Here is an 18,293-nt window from a genome sequence, read left to right as displayed (position 1 = left end):
GATGAGCGCCGTCGAGCACCGCTACGAGGTGCGGTCGCGGGAGTTGCGCTACCGCGGCCGGATCTTCGAGGTGGTCACCGAGGAGGTCACCATGCCCGGCGGTGGCACCGCCGCGCGTGACCTCGTCCGGCACGTCGGCGCGGTGGCGGTGGTGGCGCTTGACGACGCCGGTCAGGTGGTGTTGATCCGGCAGTACCGTCAGCCGGTGGGCCGGCGGTTGTGGGAGTTGCCGGCCGGGTTGACCGACGTCTCCGGCGAGGACCCGTCGGTGACGGCAACGCGTGAGCTGGCCGAGGAGGTCGATCTCACCGCCGGCCGGCTCGACGTGCTCGTCGACGTGCACAGCTCGCCCGGGTTCACCGACGAGCTGGTCCGGGTCTTCCTGGCGCGGGATCTCGGCGAGGTGCCGGTGGAGCAGCGACACGACCGTCATGACGAGGAGGCCGACCTGCAGATCGTCCGGATCGACCTGGATGAGGCGGTCGGCATGGTGCTGGCGGGGGAGATCAGCAACGGACCGTGTGTGGCCGGGTTGCTCGCTGCCGCCCGCGCCCGCGACACCGGCTGGTCGGGGTTGCGCCGGGCGGACGCCCCGCTGCCCCGCTGACCGGTACGCGGTCCCGTGGAACACGACGCGGGGGCCGGGCGGTGCACCGCCCGGCCCCCGCGTGGTCTCGTGGGTCAGTCGCGCAGCGGCCGGCCCTGTCCGTCGACGCCGCCGTTCACCAGGATCAGGATGCCGTCGACGAGGCCCCAGATACTGCCGATACCGCAGGTCACGAGGGTGACGATCAGCTGAATGACGCCCGTCTTGGTGTCGCCCATGTAGAACCGGCCGACGCCGAAGCCGCCCAGCACGATCTGCAGGACGCCCGCGACGACCTTGCTCTTGTCAGAAACGCCCTGGGGGTACCCGGGCTGCATTGGAGGAGTGGTCATGGGGCGACACAATAGTGATCCACTAACGCGTTGTCCGCACCGGTGTGCACCAGATGGGACGATGGTGCCGAAGACTGTCCTGACGGCTGATGTGACGTCCACCGCCGGCCCGGGTACTCACACCTGACACATCGTCAACGGCCATGGCGAGCAGGTGTCACAGTGCAGGCTCCGCTGACGTGCGGTCACGCCTAGACTGCCGCCGGCGGGACCGGTTGACCGGGGCGGCAATGGGGCCGCCGCGGCACCGCGCAGTCGGGGTGAACGTGCCCCGAAGAGAGGTGTCAGCATCGTGAAGGTCGGCATCCCACGCGAGGTCAAGAACCACGAGTACCGGGTGGCGATCACGCCCGCGGGCGTCAACGAGTTCACCCGCGGCGGTCACCAGGTCTTCGTCGAGGCCGGCGCCGGGCTCGGGTCGAGCATCACCGACGAGGAGTTCGCCGCCGCCGGCGCCAAGATCCTGGAGAGCGCCGACGAGGTCTGGGACGCCGCCGACCTGGTGCTGAAGGTGAAGGAGCCGGTCGCCGAGGAGTACCACCGGATGCGCGAAGGCCAGGTGCTCTTCACCTACCTGCACCTGGCCGCCTCCCGGGACTGCACCCAGGCCCTGCTCGACCGGAAGGTGACCGGCATCGCCTACGAGACCGTCGAGCTGCCGGACCGGTCGCTGCCGCTGCTCGCCCCGATGTCCGAGGTGGCCGGACGACTCGCCCCGCAGGTCGGCGCCTTCTACCTGATGCGTACCGGCGGTGGCCGGGGGGTGCTGCCCGGCGGCGTCTCCGGTGTGTACGCGGCCAAGACCGTGGTCATCGGTGCCGGTGTCTCCGGCATGAACGCGGCCGCGATCGCCCTGGGCCTGCAGTCCGAGGTGCTGCTACTGGACAAGAACGTCGGCCGGTTGCGCCAGGCCGACGCCATCTACCGGGGCCACCTGCAGACCGTCGCCTCCAACGCGTACGAGATCGAGCGTGCGGTGCTTGACGCGGACCTGGTCATCGGCGCGGTGCTGGTGCCCGGCGCGAAGGCGCCGAAGCTCATCTCCAACGAGTTGGTCTCCCGGATGAAGCCGGGCAGCGTGCTCGTCGACATCGCGATCGACCAGGGTGGCTGCTTCGAGGACTCGCGGCCCACCACCCACGCCGACCCGGTCTACCGGGTGCACGACTCGATCTTCTACTGCGTGGCGAACATGCCCGGCGCGGTGCCGAACACCAGCACCTACGCGCTGACGAACGTCACCCTCCCGTACGCCCTCGAGCTGGCCAACCACGGCTGGCGCGAGGCCGCGCGTCACGACCCGGCGCTGGCACTGGGCCTGAACACCCACGACGGGCAGGTCGTCTACGGTCCGGTCGCCGAGGCGCACGGCCTGCCCACCCTGCCGTTGACCGAGGTGCTGGCCTGACCGACCGGCTGACCGACGGCGAGGCCGGCGGGGGCGAGCAGCCCGCGCCGGCCCTGCGTCGTGCCGTCCGCGGCTACCTGGACCACCTCACCGTCGAACGTGGACTGGCCGCGAACACGCTCGCCTCGTACCGTCGGGACCTGGACCGTTACCTCGGGTCGCTGACCACCGCCGGGGTGACCGACCTGTCGGCCGTCTCCACCGGGGAGATCGAACGCCACCTGGCCCGGCTGCGCTCCGGTGCCGACGGTCACCCGCCGCTCGCGGTCTCCTCGGCGGCCCGCGCCGCCAGCGCGGTACGCGGACTGCACCGGTTCGCGTTACGCGAGGGCCTGGTCGGCGCCGACCCGAGCCGGGACGTGCGGCCCCCCGCCGCACCCCGACGGCTGCCCCGGGCGCTGCCGGTCGACGACGTGGTCGCCCTGCTGGAGACCGCCGGCCCGGTCGACGTGGCGGGGGACGCCGCCCCGTTGGCGCTGCGCGACCGGGCGCTGCTGGAGTTCCTGTACGGCACCGGAGCGCGGATCTCGGAGGCCGTCGGCACCGCCGTGGACGACGTGGACCTCGACGACGGAGTGACGGTGCTACGTGGCAAGGGCGGCCGGACCCGCCTGGTGCCGATCGGCGGGTACGCGTTGCGGGCGCTCGGTGCGTACCTGGTGCGCGCCCGACCAGGGCTGGCCGCCGCCGGCCGGGGCACCCCGGCGATCTTCCTCAACGCCCGGGGCGGCCCGCTGACCCGGCAGGGCGCCTGGACCATCCTGCGCCGCGCCGCGCAACGGGCCGGGCTGACCGTCGAGGGCCCCAAGGCCGTGTCACCGCACACGTTGCGCCATTCGTACGCCACCCACCTGCTCGACGGTGGGGCCGACGTGCGGGTGGTGCAGGAACTGCTCGGCCACGCCTCGGTCACCACCACCCAGGTCTACACACTGGTCACCGTCGACAGGTTGCGCGAGGTCTACGCCACCGCACATCCCCGAGCGCTGAACTGACCGTCGACGGTGGCCCGCCGTACCTGCTCGGCCGGTGACCGGCGGTGTGGTCGCGGCCCGGAGCCGGCCGGGTGCTGACGGCCTGACCTGCTGGTGGTCGGTGCTACCGGCCGACACGCCGAGCGGGTGCCGAACGCCCTGCTGGCCGGTGGCGTACAGTCGGCATGGCGCGGCCCTCGCGGCGAGTGGACCGGGGTGCGCAGCGGCACCGCGAAGGACGTCGGGCGGCTCCGACGCCGCACGGTCGTCGGGAGGGGGCATCGAGGACATGGCTGGCAACGGTGACCGTGCCGAGACCTGGACGACGGAGCTCCGCGAGCAGCAGAACGCCCTCGGCTCGGATCTGGGCCCGGCGGACCCGGCCGCCTACACCATGCGCAAGCCGATCCCGGAACCGATGCCCACCGATCGGCACGGGCCGGCCCGCATCATCGCGATGGCCAACCAGAAGGGCGGCGTCGGCAAGACCACCACGACCATCAACCTCGGTGCCGCACTTGCCGAGTACGGTCGCAAGGTGCTCCTGGTCGACTTCGACCCGCAGGGCGCCCTCTCCGTCGGGCTGGGCGTCAACCCACACAACCTGGACCTGTCGGTCTACAACCTGCTCATGCAGGACGACGTCACCGCCGACGACGTGCTCATCAAGACCGATGTGGCCGGGCTGCACCTGCTGCCGGCGAACATCGACCTCTCCGCCGCCGAGATCCAGCTGGTCAACGAGGTCGCCCGCGAGATGGCTCTGGCCCGGGTGCTCAAGAGCATCCGCAAGGAGTACGACTACATCCTGATCGACTGCCAGCCGTCACTCGGTCTGCTGGCGATCAACGCGTTGACCGTCGCGCACGGCGTGCTCATCCCGCTGGAGTGCGAGTTCTTCAGCCTGCGCGGCGTGGCGCTGCTGCTGGACACCATCGACAAGGTGCGTGAGCGGCTCAACTTCGACCTGGAGCTCGAGGGGATCCTCGCGACCATGTACGACAGCCGCACCACGCACTGTCGTCAGGTGCTCCAACGGGTTGTCGAGGCGTTCGGCGACAAGGTCTACCAGACGGTGATCACCAAGACCGTGAAGTTCCCCGAGTCCACCGTCGCCGGCTCACCCATCACCACGCTCGACCCGGCGTCCTCGGGTGCCCGCAACTACCGTCAGCTGGCCCGCGAGGTGATCGCCGCGCAGGCCGAGCGGTAGGAGGCGCTGAACCGAGGTGTCCCGACCGTGGACTACCGTCGTCGGCGTGAGCGCCCCGCCCCTCGACCCGACCGCTGCGGCTGACCCGCCGCCGGTCGCGGCTGACCCACCCGTCCCGGACCCCGGCGGGGAGCCGATGATCGTTGCTCAGCCGGCGGTGCCAGCTGAGCCGGCGGTGGCCGCGGAGCCGGTGGTGCCGACCGGGCCGGCGGTGGCCGCGGAGCCGGCGGAGGGCACCGGCTTCACCGTGCGGTTGGCCAACTTCACCGGCCCGTTCGACCTGCTGCTGCAACTGATCGGCAAGCACAAGCTCGACGTCACCGAGGTCGCTCTGCACCAGGTGACCGACGAGTTCATCGCCTACATCCGGGCCATGGGCGACGACTGGGACCTGGACGAGGCGAGCGAGTTCCTACTTGTCGCCGCGACCCTGCTCGACCTGAAGGCCGCCCGGCTGCTGCCCGCCGCCGAGGTCGAGGACCCGGAGGATCTGGCCCTGCTGGAGGCGCGGGACCTGCTCTTCGCCCGGCTGCTGCAGTACAAGGCATACAAGGAGGCGGCGGCGCACATCGCCGCACTGGAGGAGGTCGGCGGTCGGCGCTACCCGCGGGCCGTCACCCTCGAAGCCCGCTACGCCGAGGCGCTGCCCGACCTGGTGCTCGGCGTCGGCCCGCAACGGTTGCTCAAGCTGGCGGTGCGGGCGATGACCCCGAAGCCGGTGCCCGAGGTGTCCGTCGCCCACGTGCACATGGTCCGGGTCAGCGTCCGGGAACACGCCGGCGTCATCGCCGAACGGCTGCGTCGGGCCGGCACCGCCAGTTTCTCGCTGCTCTGCGCCGACTGCGAGGCCACCCTGGAGGTGGTTGCCCGGTTCCTCGCCCTGCTGGAGTTGTACCGACAGGGTGTGGTGGCCTTCGTCCAGGAGCAGGCGTTGGAGGAGTTGACCGTGCGCTGGACAGGTCCCGCCGACGGCGGGCCGGCGCTGGCCATCGACGAGTACGCCGGGACACCACCCGAGCCGTCCTCGGGGCAGCCCGCTCCGGCCCCGGAGCCGTCCGCCAGCCCGACCGGCGAATTGTCCGACGGGCCGTCCACGGAGCTGTCCGACGAGTCGTCCCCGGAGCTGTCCGCCGGGCCGCAGGCGGGTGGCACCGTGGTGGCGGCCGAGAGCCCGGTTGGTGACGGTGCTGACGAGGGCGGTGTCGAGGGTGCTGGGGCCGACGAGGCTGAGGCGATGGGAACGACCGAGGAGCGTGCTGGATGAGCAACGAAGAGCGGCCGGACTCCCTGGCCGAGCAGGCCGCCGCCTGGGTGCCGCCGTGGCAACGCCCGGCTCCCGCCCCACCAGAGGATTCCGCCCCAACCACCGAGCCCGGCCCAACCACCGAGCCCGGCCCGTCCACTGATCCCGGCCCGTCCACTGATCCCGGCCCGTCCACTGATCCGGCCTCGCCCGCCGATCCCGCTGCTCCATCCACCGCCGCCTCGGTTGCGGTGGTGGAGGAGGCCGCGGACCTTGGTGCGGAGGTGCCCCTCCAGGGGCCGTTCCCGTCCAAGATCGAATTGGTCGAGGGGCGCGGTGAGGAAGGGGGCGGGGATGGTGGGAGGACGGGGGAGGGGGTTCCGGATCTGGGGCGGAAGCGGTCAGGGGCGCGGGTCCGGCCGGTACCGGAGCCGGCACCGGAACTCGACGACACGGAGTTGCGTGGCGCGCTGGAGGCGATCCTGCTGGTGGTCGACGAACCGGTGAGCGAACTCGTCCTCGCCCAGGTGCTGGAGCAGCCGGCCGAGCGGATCGGCCCGATGCTGGACGAGATCGCCGCCAGCTTCACCGCCGCCGGCCACGGGTTCGAGCTGCGTCGGGCGGCGGGCGGGTGGCGGCTGTACACCCGACCGGAATACGCCACCTACGTCGAGCGGTTCATTCTCGACGGGCAGTCGGTCCGGCTGACCCAGGCCGCGCTGGAGACCCTGGCCGTGGTGGCGTACAAGCAGCCGGTGACCCGGTCGCGCATCTCCGCCATCCGCGGTGTCAACTGCGACGGGGTGATCCGTACCCTGGTCTCTCGCGGCCTCGTCGAGGAGTGCGGCACCGAGTCCGACAGCGGGGCCTACCTGTACCGGACGAGCACCCTGTTCCTGGAGAAGCTCGGCCTGAACAGCCTCGACGACCTGCCGCCCCTGGCCCCTTTCCTCCCCGACGACGTAGAAGAGCTTGCCGATGCCGCGCGATGACCGCACCCCCCGCCCCGACGCCCCCGTCTACACCGGCCCGGAACGCCTCCAGAAGGTGCTCGCCGCCGCCGGTGTCGGCTCCCGGCGTGCCTGCGAGGATCTGATCTTCCGTCGGCGGGTGACGGTCAACGGGCGAGTGGCGCAGCTCGGCGACAAGGTCGACCCGACCACGGCGGTCATCCACGTCGACGGCGAGCGGCTGGCGGCCGACACCCGGCTGGTCTACCTGGCGATGAACAAGCCGCGTGGGGTGGTTTCCACCATGGCGGACGAGAAGGGGCGTACCGCGCTCGCCGACTTTCTCGGCAACCGGGTCGAGCAGCGCGTCTACCACGTCGGGCGGCTCGACGCGGACAGCGAGGGCCTGCTGCTGCTCACCAACGACGGCAACCTGGCCCACCGGCTGATGCACCCCTCCTACGGGGTGCCGAAGACCTACCTGTGTGAGGTTTCCGGCCCGATTCCCCGCAACCTCGGCAAGCGGTTGGCGGCCGGGGTCGAGCTGGAGGACGGACCGGTGACCGTCGACGCCTTCCGAGTGGTGGACAGTCTGGGGCGTACCGCTCAGGTCGAGCTGACTCTGCACGAAGGCCGCAAACACATCGTACGCCGACTGCTCGCGGAGGTCGGCCACCCGGTGAGCCGGCTGGTGCGTACCTCCATCGGGCCGATCCGGCTCGGCGACCTGCGTGCCGGGCGGACCCGGAGGCTTACCAACGCGGAGGTCGCCGCCCTGTTCAAGGCCGTGGGTGACTGAGGCGGCAGTCGCGGGTACGGCTGCGGGTAGGCTGCCTGACGGCCCGGCCGGTGGCGCTGCACGGCGCCGGGCATCATTGGACTTGTGTGGTCAACCGCTCGCGGTCGTCTCCGACGGATCGTGAGGTACGGGCTGAGGAGGACGACGGTGGAGGAAAACGTGCGGGCCGGGCGCTGCGTGGTCGCTGTGGACGGGCCGTCCGGTTCGGGTAAGTCCACCGTTTCCCGACGGCTCGCCACGGGCCTCGGCGGGCGCTACCTCGACACCGGTGCGATGTACCGGGCGATCACCTGGGCGGTGCTGCGCTCCGGCGTCGACCTGACCGACGCGCAGGCGGTGGCGAAGGTCGCCGGCGAGGTCGATCTGCGCATCGGCACCGACCCCGCGGGGTACGGCGTGACTGTCGACGGGGTGAACGTCGAGACCGACATCCGTGGCCCCGAGGTGACCGCCGCAGTCTCGGCCGTGGCTGCCGTGCCGGCGGTCCGGGCGCTGCTGGTGGCCCGCCAACGGGACATGATCAACAAGGCTGGTCGGATCGTGGTCGAGGGACGGGACATCGGTTCCGTGGTGACGCCCGACGCCGACCTGAAGGTGTACCTGACCGCGTCGGCCGCGGCACGTGCCGCGCGGCGGAGCGCCGAGAACGCCTCCGACGTCGCCGCCACCGCCGCCGACCTGGCCCGGCGTGACCAGCTGGACTCGACCCGCAAGGCCGACCCGCTGGCCCAGGCGCCGGACGCGGTGGTGCTCGACACCACCGAGCTCGGTATCGACGAGGTCGTGGCGCGCCTGCGGGCCCTACTTGCCGAACGGTCAGTGGCGTGAGTGACGACGGCTGGGTCGAGCTGCGTGAGCCGGACCTGGACACCGAGGAGCAGACCGGTCCACAACCGGTGGTGGCCGTGGTCGGCCGCCCCAACGTGGGCAAGTCCACGCTGGTGAACCGCATCATCGGCCGCCGCCAGGCGGTGGTCGAGGACGTCCCGGGGGTCACCCGCGACCGGGTCCCCTACGACGCGCAGTGGTCCGGGCGGGCGTTCACCGTGGTGGACACCGGCGGTTGGGAACCGGACGCGAAGGATCGCGCCGCAGCGATCGCCGCCCAGGCCGAGACCGCCGTGCTGACCGCCGACGTGGTGGTCTTCGTGGTCGACGCGACGGTGGGCTCCACCGACGTCGACGAGGCGGCGGTGAAGATGCTGCGCCGCAGCGCCAAGCCGGTGATCCTGGTGGCCAACAAGGCCGACAACACCAACATCGAGCTGGAGGCCACCTCGCTGTGGTCACTCGGCCTCGGCGAACCGCACCCGGTTTCGGCACTGCACGGACGTGGTTCCGGTGACCTGCTCGACGCCATCCTGGCGGCATTGCCGGAGGCGCCGAAGGTGGCGGAGTACCGCCCTCGGGGCCCGCGTCGGGTGGCGCTTGTGGGGCGGCCGAACGTCGGCAAGTCCAGCCTGCTGAACCGCTTCTCCGGCGAGGAACGGGCGGTGGTCGACGCGGTCGCCGGCACCACCGTCGACCCGGTGGACAGCCTGGTCACCATCGGCGGCGACACCTGGCACCTGGTGGACACGGCCGGGCTGCGCAAGCGGGTCGGCCGGGCCAGCGGCACCGAGTACTACGCCAGCCTGCGTACCGCCTCGGCGATCGAGGCGGCCGAGGTGGCGGTGGTGCTGCTGGACTCCAGCGAGCCGATCAGCGAGCAGGACCAGCGGATCCTGTCCATGGTCACCGAGTCCGGCCGGGCGCTGGTGATCGCCTTCAACAAGTGGGACCTGGTCGATGCCGACCGCCGGTACTACCTGGACAAGGAGATCGAGCGGGAGCTGCGTCGCATCCCGTGGGCGATCCGACTGAACCTGTCGGCGAAGACCGGCCGGGCGGTCGACAAGCTCGCCGCCGCCCTGCACCGGGCGCTGGACAGCTGGGAGACGCGGATCCCCACCGCACAGCTCAACGCGTGGCTCACCGCCCTGGTCCAGGCCACCCCGCACCCGGTGCGTGGCGGTCGGGCACCACGGATCCTGTTCGCCACCCAGGCTGGGGTGGCCCCGCCGCGCTTCGTGCTCTTCACCACCGGTCCGCTGGACGCCGGCTACCAGCGCTTCGTCGAGCGCAAGCTGCGCGAGGAGTTCGGCTTCGAGGGCAGCCCGATCGAGATCTCGGTACGCCCCCGCAAGAAGCTCGGACCCGGCGGCCGCGGCAAAGCCCACGGCTGACCCTCGGCTCCCCGCTGCGCGCGAACCGCCCAAGTTAACCAGTTTCCTAGGACGCCCTAGCGGTGGTGGGGTGCGTCGTCGCGCCACAGTAGCCAGCTCTGGCGCGGCTCCAGCGCTACTGGGGTGCCAGGAGGGGTCGGTGCGAGCGGAGCGGAGCCTGCGCTAAGCTGTACCGGCTGTCGCGGGGAGATCCCGGTGGTGGCAATCGGGACGTGGCGCAGCTTGGTAGCGCACTTGACTGGGGGTCAAGGGGTCGTCGGTTCGAATCCGGCCGTCCCGACAGCGAGAGGGTTTCCGCAGGTCAGAGACTTGCGGGAGCCCTCTTTTCATTGCTCGGCATAGATGTCTGGTCTAGCACGCCGCTGTTGGACTCCTTGACTCGGGCAGGTTGTCATGCCACTACTGGATCTTCAGAAACTCACCGTCGGGCTCTCCCGGACCTGGGCCGGGTTCCCGCGACTGGGACCGGTCCCTGCGGGCGGGGAACTATCCGGAGACCACCCGCTACAACTACCTCCTCGCCGACGCGCAGCTAGGTCGCTACCTGACAGAGCAGTCGCCGGATCCGGACGCCGCCGATGCGGCCGAGGATCCGTGTGCGGTGACGCGGGCGCATGTAGAGGCGTTCCAGGGTTGGATGATCGAGACCAGGTCCGCGTCGACGGCGGTGAACAAACACAAAGGGCTGCAGCAGTTCTTCAAGTGGCTGCTCCTCGACGAGGAGGCCATCGACCGCTCGCCGATGCAGCGGGTGCGGCAGCCGAAGACACCCCGCAAGCTGATCCCGGTCATGCGCGACGAGGACACCAGCAAGCTTCTCGACGCATGCAAGGGCAAAGGCTTCGCGAACCTGCGTGACGAGGCGTTGATCCGGGTGTACTGCAACACCGGCGCCCGCCTGTCGGAGGTCGGCAACCTGCTGGTCGCCGATGTGGACCTGAACACGGAGTCGGTGCGTTTCCACGGCAAGGGCGCCAAGGATCGGCGGGTGCGGTTCGGGCCCAAGACGGCCCGGGCGTTGTCGCGGTATCTGCGGGCCCGGGACAAGCACAAGGGCGCCGCCCTGCCGCACCTGTGGCTGGCCGAACGAGGCACCGCAGCGTTGACTCCGAACGGCATCAAGATCCTGCTAAAACGGTTGGCGCCGCGGCCGGGGTGGCGGACGTGCACGCGCACCGGTGGCGGCACAGCTTCGCCCACGAGTGGAAACGCGCCGGCGGCGACACCGGTGACCTGATGCTCCTGCTCGGATGGACCTCCGAGGACGGTACGGGGCGGACGACCCCGAGGCGCAGACCGAGTTCACGACGATCCGGTTGACCACTCTGGACCCACGTCGTCCCGCCCGCGACATGCTCGAAGACCTTCTCGACGGAATACGTGGCTGCTGGCTCGTCTACCACGAATGCCGAGCACCCCGCCGACCCGCAGGACGACGCGTCCGACGACGAATGGGACGACGAGATCGACACCGCGTTCAACAACGAGGTACGCGCCCGCGCATTCGCTGACCGGCACCGCCTCAACCTGGAAGGCCGCGACCGATAACGCCATGCCGGCGGGGACCGAGCAGCGGGAGAGGCGGATCGGTGGTCACAAACTCCATCCAGCCGCGCCCGGCACGCTGCCGGGCCAGGGCATCCATGATCAGCGGCGCTGCCGTGAGTGCCCTGGCCCGGAGTTTGTCAGGTACCCGCTACCGGGTAGCCATGCCACGACCCGTAGTAGTTACTGCTGCTGCCTGGTTTGTCCTCAACGACCCGGAGGTTCGTCAGCACGTGGGAGAGTTCGTACGTGGTGCAGTCAACGCCCGACGTGTTGCTGCCGTAGATTACAGGTGCGGTCTGGTACGAGTACGACGCGCTGGTGTAGTACCCCGCCCAGACCCGGTGCCCGTCGTTTTCCGCGTCACAGATGGTGAGGACTCTACCGTTGTACGAATGTAGGGCGTAGTCGTTGCCCTGGCTCACCCCGTGGGCGCTCGCCGGGGTCGGTGCGGCCAACAAGGCCGCCGTGCCGATGCCGATTGCGGCCAGTAGTGCGATGATCCTGCGTCGCATAGTCTCCTCCGATCCAAGTATCGATTGACAGATTTCACCGATGTGCTGGGCTCCACCTCCCCTGGTCGGACGGGACGTGCGAGCTGAGAGCCATGGTGACGTTGTGCGCCCCGACGGTGAGCGACTGCTTCACCCGATCCAGCTCGTCAACGTAAGACTCAATGAGGTTTCGCTGGGACTCGGCGGTGGCCTCCACTATGGTGTCCAGATAGCCGACCGCTGTCTTGCAGGCGACGTCCGCTCCGGCCACAGCGATCTCCTGGGGCGACGGTTTCGGGGCGCGGCGCCATTGTTGGTCCCGGGCGGCACTCATCGGTGTCGAGTAGTGGTAGCCGGCCTCCGCCATGCAGGCGCTCCACGCGTCGAACATCGCGGTAACCCGGTCATCGGTGGCGGCCTCCCGCGCCGCCTCCTCCTCCAGGCGCGTGACAAGCGAAATGGTGGCCAGCGGACGGGTGTTGGCCGAAAGTTGGCGCGAGGCCTCACCCCGGCACCCCTGCGCCGGCACCGAATCGCCATCTATAGTGGATCTTTGTCCGAACAGCACCTCGGCCACATCCGCCGGAGGCTCGTGGTGGTGAGCGTCCTCCCGCGAGGCGATCAACCCCCGTGCGCTCCAGCGCGGCGGGTGGTAGCCATGCGCGACTGCCTGTGCCTCATCGACGAGCCCAAACCGCTCGGCCAGCCCTGCGGCGAGTATCGCCCGGCCGGCCAACAGGTCCGGCTCGTCCGGCCCGGACCAGGTCAGGCCGAACCGGCCCAGACACGACACCTCCAGTGCCGCCTGGGCTCGATCCGCCCGCTCCTGCTCCTCCGGGCTGATCACATAGTCGTCCAGTGGCAGGACAATTGAGGTGGCTGCCCCGGGTGGCGGCAGGTCCGGCACTCCATGGGAGTGGTCCGCCTCCGCGGCGGTCCCCGAACATCCGGACGCCAACAATGCGGCAGTCAGGGTCAAGCCGGTCCACGGAAGTGCTGTCACCCGACCTCGTCGTCCCATCCTCGCCTCCTCCGGTGAGTGGCTGTGGCTGGGAACGAAGGTACGAAATCATGCCGTGTCACATCGTCCATCCATCGATTGATGTATTGCTACCAGTGGTTGAACAAAGAGCACGTCCGGTAAACCCTCGTCGTAGGCGCCGCCGCCCGCCCCGTTAACCTTCGCGGGCATGCGAGCGGTGGCGCACCTGAGGCAACTGTCGGACCGGCATCCGCTGCTGGTAGATGTGGCGTTGGCGGGGGCGACCGCCGCGGTCAGCCTGGTGCTCGGCCGGCAGGATCCGCCGGAGCAGTTCCGCGAGCTCGACGGCGTGGGTTACGCACTGACATGCCTGGTCAACGCGACTCTGGTGGCGCGCCGGCGGGCTCCCAGCTCCGTGCTGCTCCTGTACTGCACACTCTGGGTGGGGTATATCGCCACCGGCTACTGGCCGGTGGTGAACAGCGCGGGAGCTCTGCTGGCGCTGTACACGGTGGCCGCCCACCGGCCATCCCGGATAAGCGTGACCGCCGCCGTTGTGGTGGCCACGGTATGGTTCTACGGTGGACTCGCCCTCGGCGCCGGCTTCGCGTGGGCTGCCTTGGCGCAGAGCGTGGTCTGGACTGCTGTCGTATGGCACTTCGGGAACAGCGCCCAGCAACTGGCGGAGCGCAACCGGCGCCTCGCCGTACTCGCGGAGCGGTTGCGCCGCGACCGCGAGGAGCGGGCCCGCCGTGCGGTCACCGAGGAGCGGGTGCACATCGCGCGAGAGCTGCATGACGTGGTCGCACACCACATGTCGGTCATCTCCGTGCAGGCGGGGCTGGCCAGGTACGTACTCGAGTCCGATCCGGTAACCTCGCGCACCGCGCTGGAAACGGTCCTGCGGACGAGTGGTGAGGCGTTGCGGGAGATGCGTCGGGTGCTGGCGGTGCTGCACGTCGACGCGGACGAGGTCGACGGTGCGCTCGACGGCGAGACCTACCAACCCTCACCGGGCATCGACCGCCTCGACGAGCTGGTGGAGCGGGTACGCGGGGCGGGCGTTCCGGTCGAGGTGGTGGTGGTCGGCGTGCCACGCCCCCTCGCGGCCGGCCTTGACCTGTGCGCGTACCGCGTGATCCAGGAGTGCCTTACCAACGTCCTGCGGCACGCCGGCCCGACCTGCGCCACAGTGACTCTGCATTACGACGCCGACCGATTCGTGGTTCGGGTAAGCGATGCGGGTCGCGGCATGGCCGAATCACGAGACGACGCCAAGCCCGGGCACGGACTAATCGGGATGCGGGAACGCGCCCGAGTCTATGGTGGAACTCTCGTCACCGGCAGCCGGCCACATGGTGGATTCGAGGTCTTGCTCACGTTACCCACGCCGGCCGCGGAAGCGGAGTGGGCTGAGCCAGGGGAGGGCCGTGCATGACCAGCGTGCTCGTCGTCGATGACCAGGTGCTGATTCGCGCCGGGCTGGCCGCGTTGATCGATGCCGCACCGGGTCTCACCGTGGCCGGTGAGGCCGAGGACGGCCAGACGGCGGTGATCCAGGCGGAGGCTCGCCGTCCGGACGTGATCCTGATGGACATCCGGATGCCACGCCTGAACGGGGTGACCGCCACCGAACGCATCCTCGCCGACGCGACGCACCATCCACGGGTCCTCGTGCTGACCACGTTCGACCTGGACGAGTACGTCTACGCCGCTCTGCGCGCCGGCGCCAGCGGATTCCTCCTCAAGGACACGCCACCGGATCGCCTCATCGCGGCCATCCAGACCGTGGCGGCCGGTGACATGCTCTTCGCCCCCACGGTCACCCGACGCCTGATCGAGGCATACACCCGAGACTCCCACCTCCCCGAAACGCCACTACCTGACCTGCGGGGGCTCACCGCTCGCGAGATCGAGGTGCTGCGGCTGGTCGGCACCGGCATGACCAACGGCGACATCGCACGCGGACTGGTGGTCAGCGAGGCGACGGTCAAGACCCACCTACATCGGGCGATGACCAAGCTTAGCCTCGCCAGCCGAGCACAGGCCGTCGTGGTCGCGTACGAGAGTGGCCTGGTCACCCCGGGACGCGACGCCACGCCCGGCTCGCGGTCATGAACTCACGGGCGCCGCTCGCGTGCGATCGCCGCGGCCAGGCCGGCGAGCACGGCCACCGCCGCCACCAGTACCATCCGGCCGCCCGGGACCGCAGTGGTACGTCATCGGCCGCCGCCGAGAGCAGGGCGCGCTCGTGTGCTCGTTCGACCTGCTCGCCGACGCCGGCGGCCGGTTTACCTGGGCGTGAGTCGCAGCTCGCCGCGAACGACGATTATGGATTCGTGGTCGACGTCGCCCCTCCGACACGAACTCCCATGGCTTGACCACCCGTGTCGTGGGGTCCTCGCGGCCTGTGCTCCCGGTCCCTGCGTGGATGAGGTTTTCGGCAGGGCAGCAGCGATCACCAGGCGCAGGGTGTGTAGTCCTTGAGGAAGCAGCCGTGCAGGTCTTCGCCCTGTTCGCCGCGGATGATCGGGTCGTAGACCCGGGCCGCGCCGTCGACGAGGTCCAGCGGAGCGTGGAAGCCGGCGTCCGCCAGGCGCATCTTCGTGGGGTGTGGCCGCTCGTCGGTGATCCAGCCGGTGTCGACGCTGGTCATGAGGATGCCGTCGGCCAGCATCTCCTGGGCGCTGGTGCGGGTCAGCATGTTGAGCGCGGCCTTGGCCATGTTGGTGTGTGGGTGCCCTGGCCCTTTGTAGCCGCGGGCGAACTGGCCCTCCATCGCCGACACGTTCACCACGTACTTGCGGCGGGCGGTCGCTGCGGCCATCGCCGGTCGCAGCCGGCTGATCAGGACGAACGGCGCGGTCACGTTGCACAGCTGCACTTCGAGCAGTTCGACCGGGTCCACTTCGTGCACCCGCTGCACCCAGCTGTTGACCGGGTCGAGGTCCGGGACCAGACCGCCGGCGTCGATGGCGCTGGCTGTCGCGATCCGTGCCGGTGAGGCGGAGCCGCTGGTCAGCGCCAGCGCGGTGAGCGCGTGCGGGGTGATGGTGGGCGAGTTCAGTGGGGCTGTCAGGCTACCCGCCGGGTCGCCCCGGCCGGCCGGTTTGGCGAATGTGATCATCTCCGGCAGTGGGCCGTCCGGCAGGGCCGCCGCCTCCGCGGCGACGAGTTGCGCGTACGCCGCAGGCGTGCGGCGGACGGTCTGCGCCGCGTTGTTGATCAGGATGTCGAGTGGTCCCTGGCCGCTTACCGAGTCAGCGAGGGCGATGACCTGGGCGGGGTCGCGTAGGTCGATCCCGACGATCCGCAGGCGGTGGAGCCACTGCCCGCTGTCGGGCATCGCGGCGAATCGGCGGACCGCGTCGTGGGGAAACCGTGTGGTCACCGTCGTGTGCGCGCCGTCGCGCAGCAGCCGCAGCGCGATGTACATGCCGATCTTCGCCCGGCCGCCGGTGAGCAGCGCGCGCCGGCCGGTCAGGTCGGTGCGGGCGTCGCGGCGCTCCCGGTTCAGTGCGGCGCAGGGCGGGCAGAGCTGATGGTAGAAGGCATCCACATCGCGGTAGCGCTGCTTGCAGATGTAGCAGCCACGCGGCTTGTGCAGGACGCCGGCCGTGGCACCTACGGTGGGGGAGGCGAGTGGGTTGCCCTGGGTCTCGTCGTCGATCCGGCCTGGGGCGGCGGTGGCGGTGGCCGCCGTCACCGCGCGGTCGGCTGCCGCGATGGCATCCCGCCGTTCCTTACGTCGTCGCTGCTTGATCATCTTGTAGAGCTTCGCGGTGGCCCGCTGCACCCGCACCACGTCGGGGTGATCGGGAGGCAGGTCCTCCAACGCCTCGAAGACGCTGAGACAAGTCTCCAGCAGGGCCGGGTCAATGCGGTATTGACCGGTTTCCGTAATTCTGTCCGCCGTCATGCTGTCGCTGTCTCGTCCCGTTCCCTGCGCCGGATCTATCCGGCGCACCCCAAGTCCGACCCGGAACTGTACGCACCGCGCGGCCTCCGACGCATCCCGTGCCTGTTCACCAGCCCGAAGACCGTAGAGGTCACACCTCGACCAGGTCTATATGTTCAGGTCCGGCCCGTCTGTGGCGGGTAGCAGGGGATGGGCCAGCACGTCCCATAGGGGAGCCGACCACCGGACCGACCACCCACCGCCGCGACAGACGGCCCCTCACCATGACCCGACCGGACCGCATCGAACACCAGCGATCACAGGCGCGGGACCGAAGCGGCCGACATCAGCGGTGAATGATCGAGGCTAGTGGTCGACAATCCCCATTTTCGGCTCCGATCTTCCCGTCTGGTGGGAGGGTGGTGATCCGCACGGTGCGAGATCAGGTCGCGTTGCGCAGCCAGGTTCGGCATAGCCACCAGGCGGTCATGGCACCGAAGGTGCCCGCCGGGTCGATGCCGGTGACGGCGGCGAAGCGCCGGACCCGATTGCGAACCGTGTTGGGGTGCACGAAAAGTCTCGCCCCGGCGAGGTCGACATCGCGGTCGCTCTCCAGCCAGGCGAGCACGGCGTGCGCCACCGATTCGGCAGTCGGTCCGAGTGCCACCCAAGCGGGCGCGTAGCGGTCGAGCAGCACCGTTGCCAGGTCTGCCCGCTCGGTCAACGCCGCCAGCCAGGCCACATCGGCAATGTGGATCAGTCCGGTGCGGCCGGTGGACTCGGCGGCGGTCAGGGCCGCGGTGGCGAGCCGCTGCACCGGCGCGAGTTTCTCCGGTTCGGCCGGACCGGCGAGCCCTGCCACGGCCGCGGTCCCCTTCAGGCGGGCGGACGGAGCCCGGGACAGAACTCCGACCATCAGGTCGTCCACGGTTGCGCACAGCACCGGCGGGTGCTCGCGCACGGCTCGTTCGATGCCGGCGGCGGTCTCCCCGGGCCGGGCGACGAGCACCCACAGCCCGTCGGTGACCGGAAGGCCGGCCTCGGCGGCTGCCAGCGTGGCCGCCGAACCACCCTGGAGCAGCCGCCGCAGCAGTGCCGTGTCCCGGCGCTCGGGAAGCGGATCCGTGCTGGCTCCGGTAGCCCGATGCGCGCTGATCAGCCGGGCCCGGACGGCCTCGGCCCAGTCGTCGTAAAGGTCCCGGACGTCCAGCAGTTGCTCGGCGCTGACGCCTTGGTCTCGGGCGAGTTCCCGGGCCCGGGCCCAGATCGCGCGCTCGGCGACGTGGATCGCGCCCAGCACCGATTCGATGGGCACGCCCTGCCGGGCACGGGTGACACCGAGGTCCGCGACGAACGACAGCTCAGCTTCGGTGGGGCCGCGCCGTGCGGCCAGTGCGCGGGTTGCGGCCACCAGCAGAGCGCGGGTGTGCCCGGCGATGTCGGAGGTGGGCAGTGCGGAGACCTCCCGCACGGTGGTACGGACTCCGGCGACCACCGACGGCAGCAGTTCGTCATCGCCCACGACGCGTTCGATCAGGTTCACCATCGTCGTCCAGCCGTCCGGATGCGTCATCCTGTCATGCTCTCCGCCGTTGTGCTGCGCTACAACAAGAACCCGAAACT

At 70.2% G+C, this 18,293-nt stretch carries 18 protein-coding genes and 1 tRNA gene; 14 read left to right on the top strand and 5 right to left on the bottom strand.

Features of this window, described 5'->3' with window-relative positions; all coding sequences use genetic code 11:
• The first annotated feature begins 1 nt into the window (after position 1).
• A complete protein-coding gene (locus O7624_RS04810; protein ID WP_282239095.1) occupies positions 2-607 on the top strand; it encodes an NUDIX hydrolase in 606 nt (201 codons plus the stop codon).
• Between the two features lie 74 nt (positions 608-681).
• Here O7624_RS04810 and O7624_RS04805 read toward each other — a convergent pair whose 3' ends face one another.
• The gene (locus O7624_RS04805; RefSeq protein ID WP_232511426.1) at positions 682-1,002 is read right to left on the bottom strand and encodes a TM2 domain-containing protein; all 321 of its coding nucleotides are present in this window, start codon (positions 1,000-1,002) and stop codon (positions 682-684) included.
• Between the two features lie 229 nt (positions 1,003-1,231).
• Here O7624_RS04805 and ald point away from each other — a divergent pair, with 229 nt between their 5' ends.
• From ald to O7624_RS04750, 11 genes are all read left to right on the top strand, one after another.
• The gene (gene ald / locus O7624_RS04800; protein ID WP_093409739.1) at positions 1,232-2,347 is read left to right on the top strand and encodes an alanine dehydrogenase; all 1,116 of its coding nucleotides are present in this window, start codon (positions 1,232-1,234) and stop codon (positions 2,345-2,347) included.
• Positions 2,348-2,355: 8 nt separating this feature from the next.
• Positions 2,356-3,342: a site-specific tyrosine recombinase XerD gene (locus tag O7624_RS04795; RefSeq protein WP_282240536.1), complete on the top strand. Its 987-nt coding sequence runs from the start codon at positions 2,356-2,358 to the stop codon at positions 3,340-3,342.
• Between the two features lie 268 nt (positions 3,343-3,610).
• Complete coding sequence (locus O7624_RS04790; protein ID WP_093409734.1) at positions 3,611-4,534, top strand: ParA family protein; 924 nt, start codon at positions 3,611-3,613, stop codon at positions 4,532-4,534.
• 46 nt (positions 4,535-4,580) lie between these two features.
• Positions 4,581-5,798: a segregation/condensation protein A gene (locus O7624_RS04785; RefSeq protein WP_282239094.1), complete on the top strand. Its 1,218-nt coding sequence runs from the start codon at positions 4,581-4,583 to the stop codon at positions 5,796-5,798.
• Positions 5,795-6,769 carry an SMC-Scp complex subunit ScpB gene (scpB, locus tag O7624_RS04780; protein WP_282239093.1) on the top strand — a complete coding sequence of 325 codons (975 nt, stop codon included), beginning with the start codon at positions 5,795-5,797 and terminating at the stop codon, positions 6,767-6,769. Before O7624_RS04785 ends, scpB begins: the two co-directional genes overlap by 4 nt.
• The gene (locus tag O7624_RS04775) at positions 6,756-7,526 is read left to right on the top strand and encodes a pseudouridine synthase (protein ID WP_282239092.1); all 771 of its coding nucleotides are present in this window, start codon (positions 6,756-6,758) and stop codon (positions 7,524-7,526) included. Before scpB ends, O7624_RS04775 begins: the two co-directional genes overlap by 14 nt.
• 147 nt (positions 7,527-7,673) lie before the next feature.
• Entirely contained in the window at positions 7,674-8,354 is a 681-nt protein-coding gene (gene cmk / locus O7624_RS04770; RefSeq protein WP_282239091.1) for a (d)CMP kinase, read from the top strand.
• Entirely contained in the window at positions 8,351-9,751 is a 1,401-nt protein-coding gene (gene der / locus O7624_RS04765) for a ribosome biogenesis GTPase Der (protein ID WP_282239090.1), read from the top strand. The genes cmk and der overlap by 4 nt, the downstream gene beginning before the upstream one ends.
• A gap of 206 nt (positions 9,752-9,957) precedes the next feature.
• Positions 9,958-10,031 (top strand) — tRNA-Pro (locus tag O7624_RS04760).
• A 108-nt stretch (positions 10,032-10,139) separates the two neighbouring features.
• Positions 10,140-10,988 carry a tyrosine-type recombinase/integrase gene (locus O7624_RS04755; protein ID WP_282239089.1) on the top strand — a complete coding sequence of 283 codons (849 nt, stop codon included), beginning with the start codon at positions 10,140-10,142 and terminating at the stop codon, positions 10,986-10,988.
• Between the two features lie 143 nt (positions 10,989-11,131).
• Positions 11,132-11,299 (top strand): hypothetical protein, encoded by a 168-nt coding sequence (locus O7624_RS04750; protein ID WP_282239088.1) that lies wholly within the window; start codon positions 11,132-11,134, stop codon positions 11,297-11,299.
• A 137-nt stretch (positions 11,300-11,436) separates the two neighbouring features.
• Here O7624_RS04750 and O7624_RS04745 read toward each other — a convergent pair whose 3' ends face one another.
• Together O7624_RS04745 and O7624_RS04740 are read right to left on the bottom strand one after the other, a co-directional pair.
• Entirely contained in the window at positions 11,437-11,811 is a 375-nt protein-coding gene (locus O7624_RS04745; protein ID WP_282239087.1) for a hypothetical protein, read from the bottom strand.
• Between the two features lie 34 nt (positions 11,812-11,845).
• Positions 11,846-12,637, bottom strand: coding sequence for a hypothetical protein (locus O7624_RS04740; RefSeq protein WP_282239086.1), 792 nt, complete (start codon positions 12,635-12,637; stop codon positions 11,846-11,848).
• Positions 12,638-12,980: 343 nt separating this feature from the next.
• On the opposite strand from O7624_RS04740, the gene O7624_RS04735 reads away from it, so the two are divergent.
• Together O7624_RS04735 and O7624_RS04730 are read left to right on the top strand one after the other, a co-directional pair.
• Positions 12,981-14,210 (top strand): histidine kinase, encoded by a 1,230-nt coding sequence (locus O7624_RS04735; protein ID WP_282239085.1) that lies wholly within the window; start codon positions 12,981-12,983, stop codon positions 14,208-14,210.
• Positions 14,207-14,890, top strand: a complete 684-nt coding sequence (locus O7624_RS04730; RefSeq protein WP_282239084.1) for a response regulator transcription factor — start codon at positions 14,207-14,209, stop codon at positions 14,888-14,890. The genes O7624_RS04735 and O7624_RS04730 overlap by 4 nt, the downstream gene beginning before the upstream one ends.
• A 340-nt stretch (positions 14,891-15,230) precedes the next feature.
• On the opposite strand, the gene O7624_RS04725 is transcribed toward O7624_RS04730, so the two are convergent.
• Together O7624_RS04725 and O7624_RS04720 are read right to left on the bottom strand one after the other, a co-directional pair.
• Complete coding sequence (locus tag O7624_RS04725) at positions 15,231-16,691, bottom strand: SDR family oxidoreductase (RefSeq protein ID WP_282239083.1); 1,461 nt, start codon at positions 16,689-16,691, stop codon at positions 15,231-15,233.
• Between the two features lie 421 nt (positions 16,692-17,112).
• Positions 17,113-18,243, bottom strand: a complete 1,131-nt coding sequence (locus O7624_RS04720) for a helix-turn-helix domain-containing protein (protein ID WP_282239082.1) — start codon at positions 18,241-18,243, stop codon at positions 17,113-17,115.
• Positions 18,244-18,293 lie beyond the last annotated feature (50 nt).

The organism is Verrucosispora sp. WMMD1129 (assembly GCF_029581255.1).
Classification (GTDB): domain Bacteria; phylum Actinomycetota; class Actinomycetes; order Mycobacteriales; family Micromonosporaceae; genus Micromonospora; species Micromonospora sediminimaris.
This window is presented reverse-complemented; position numbering and strand designations above follow the sequence as displayed.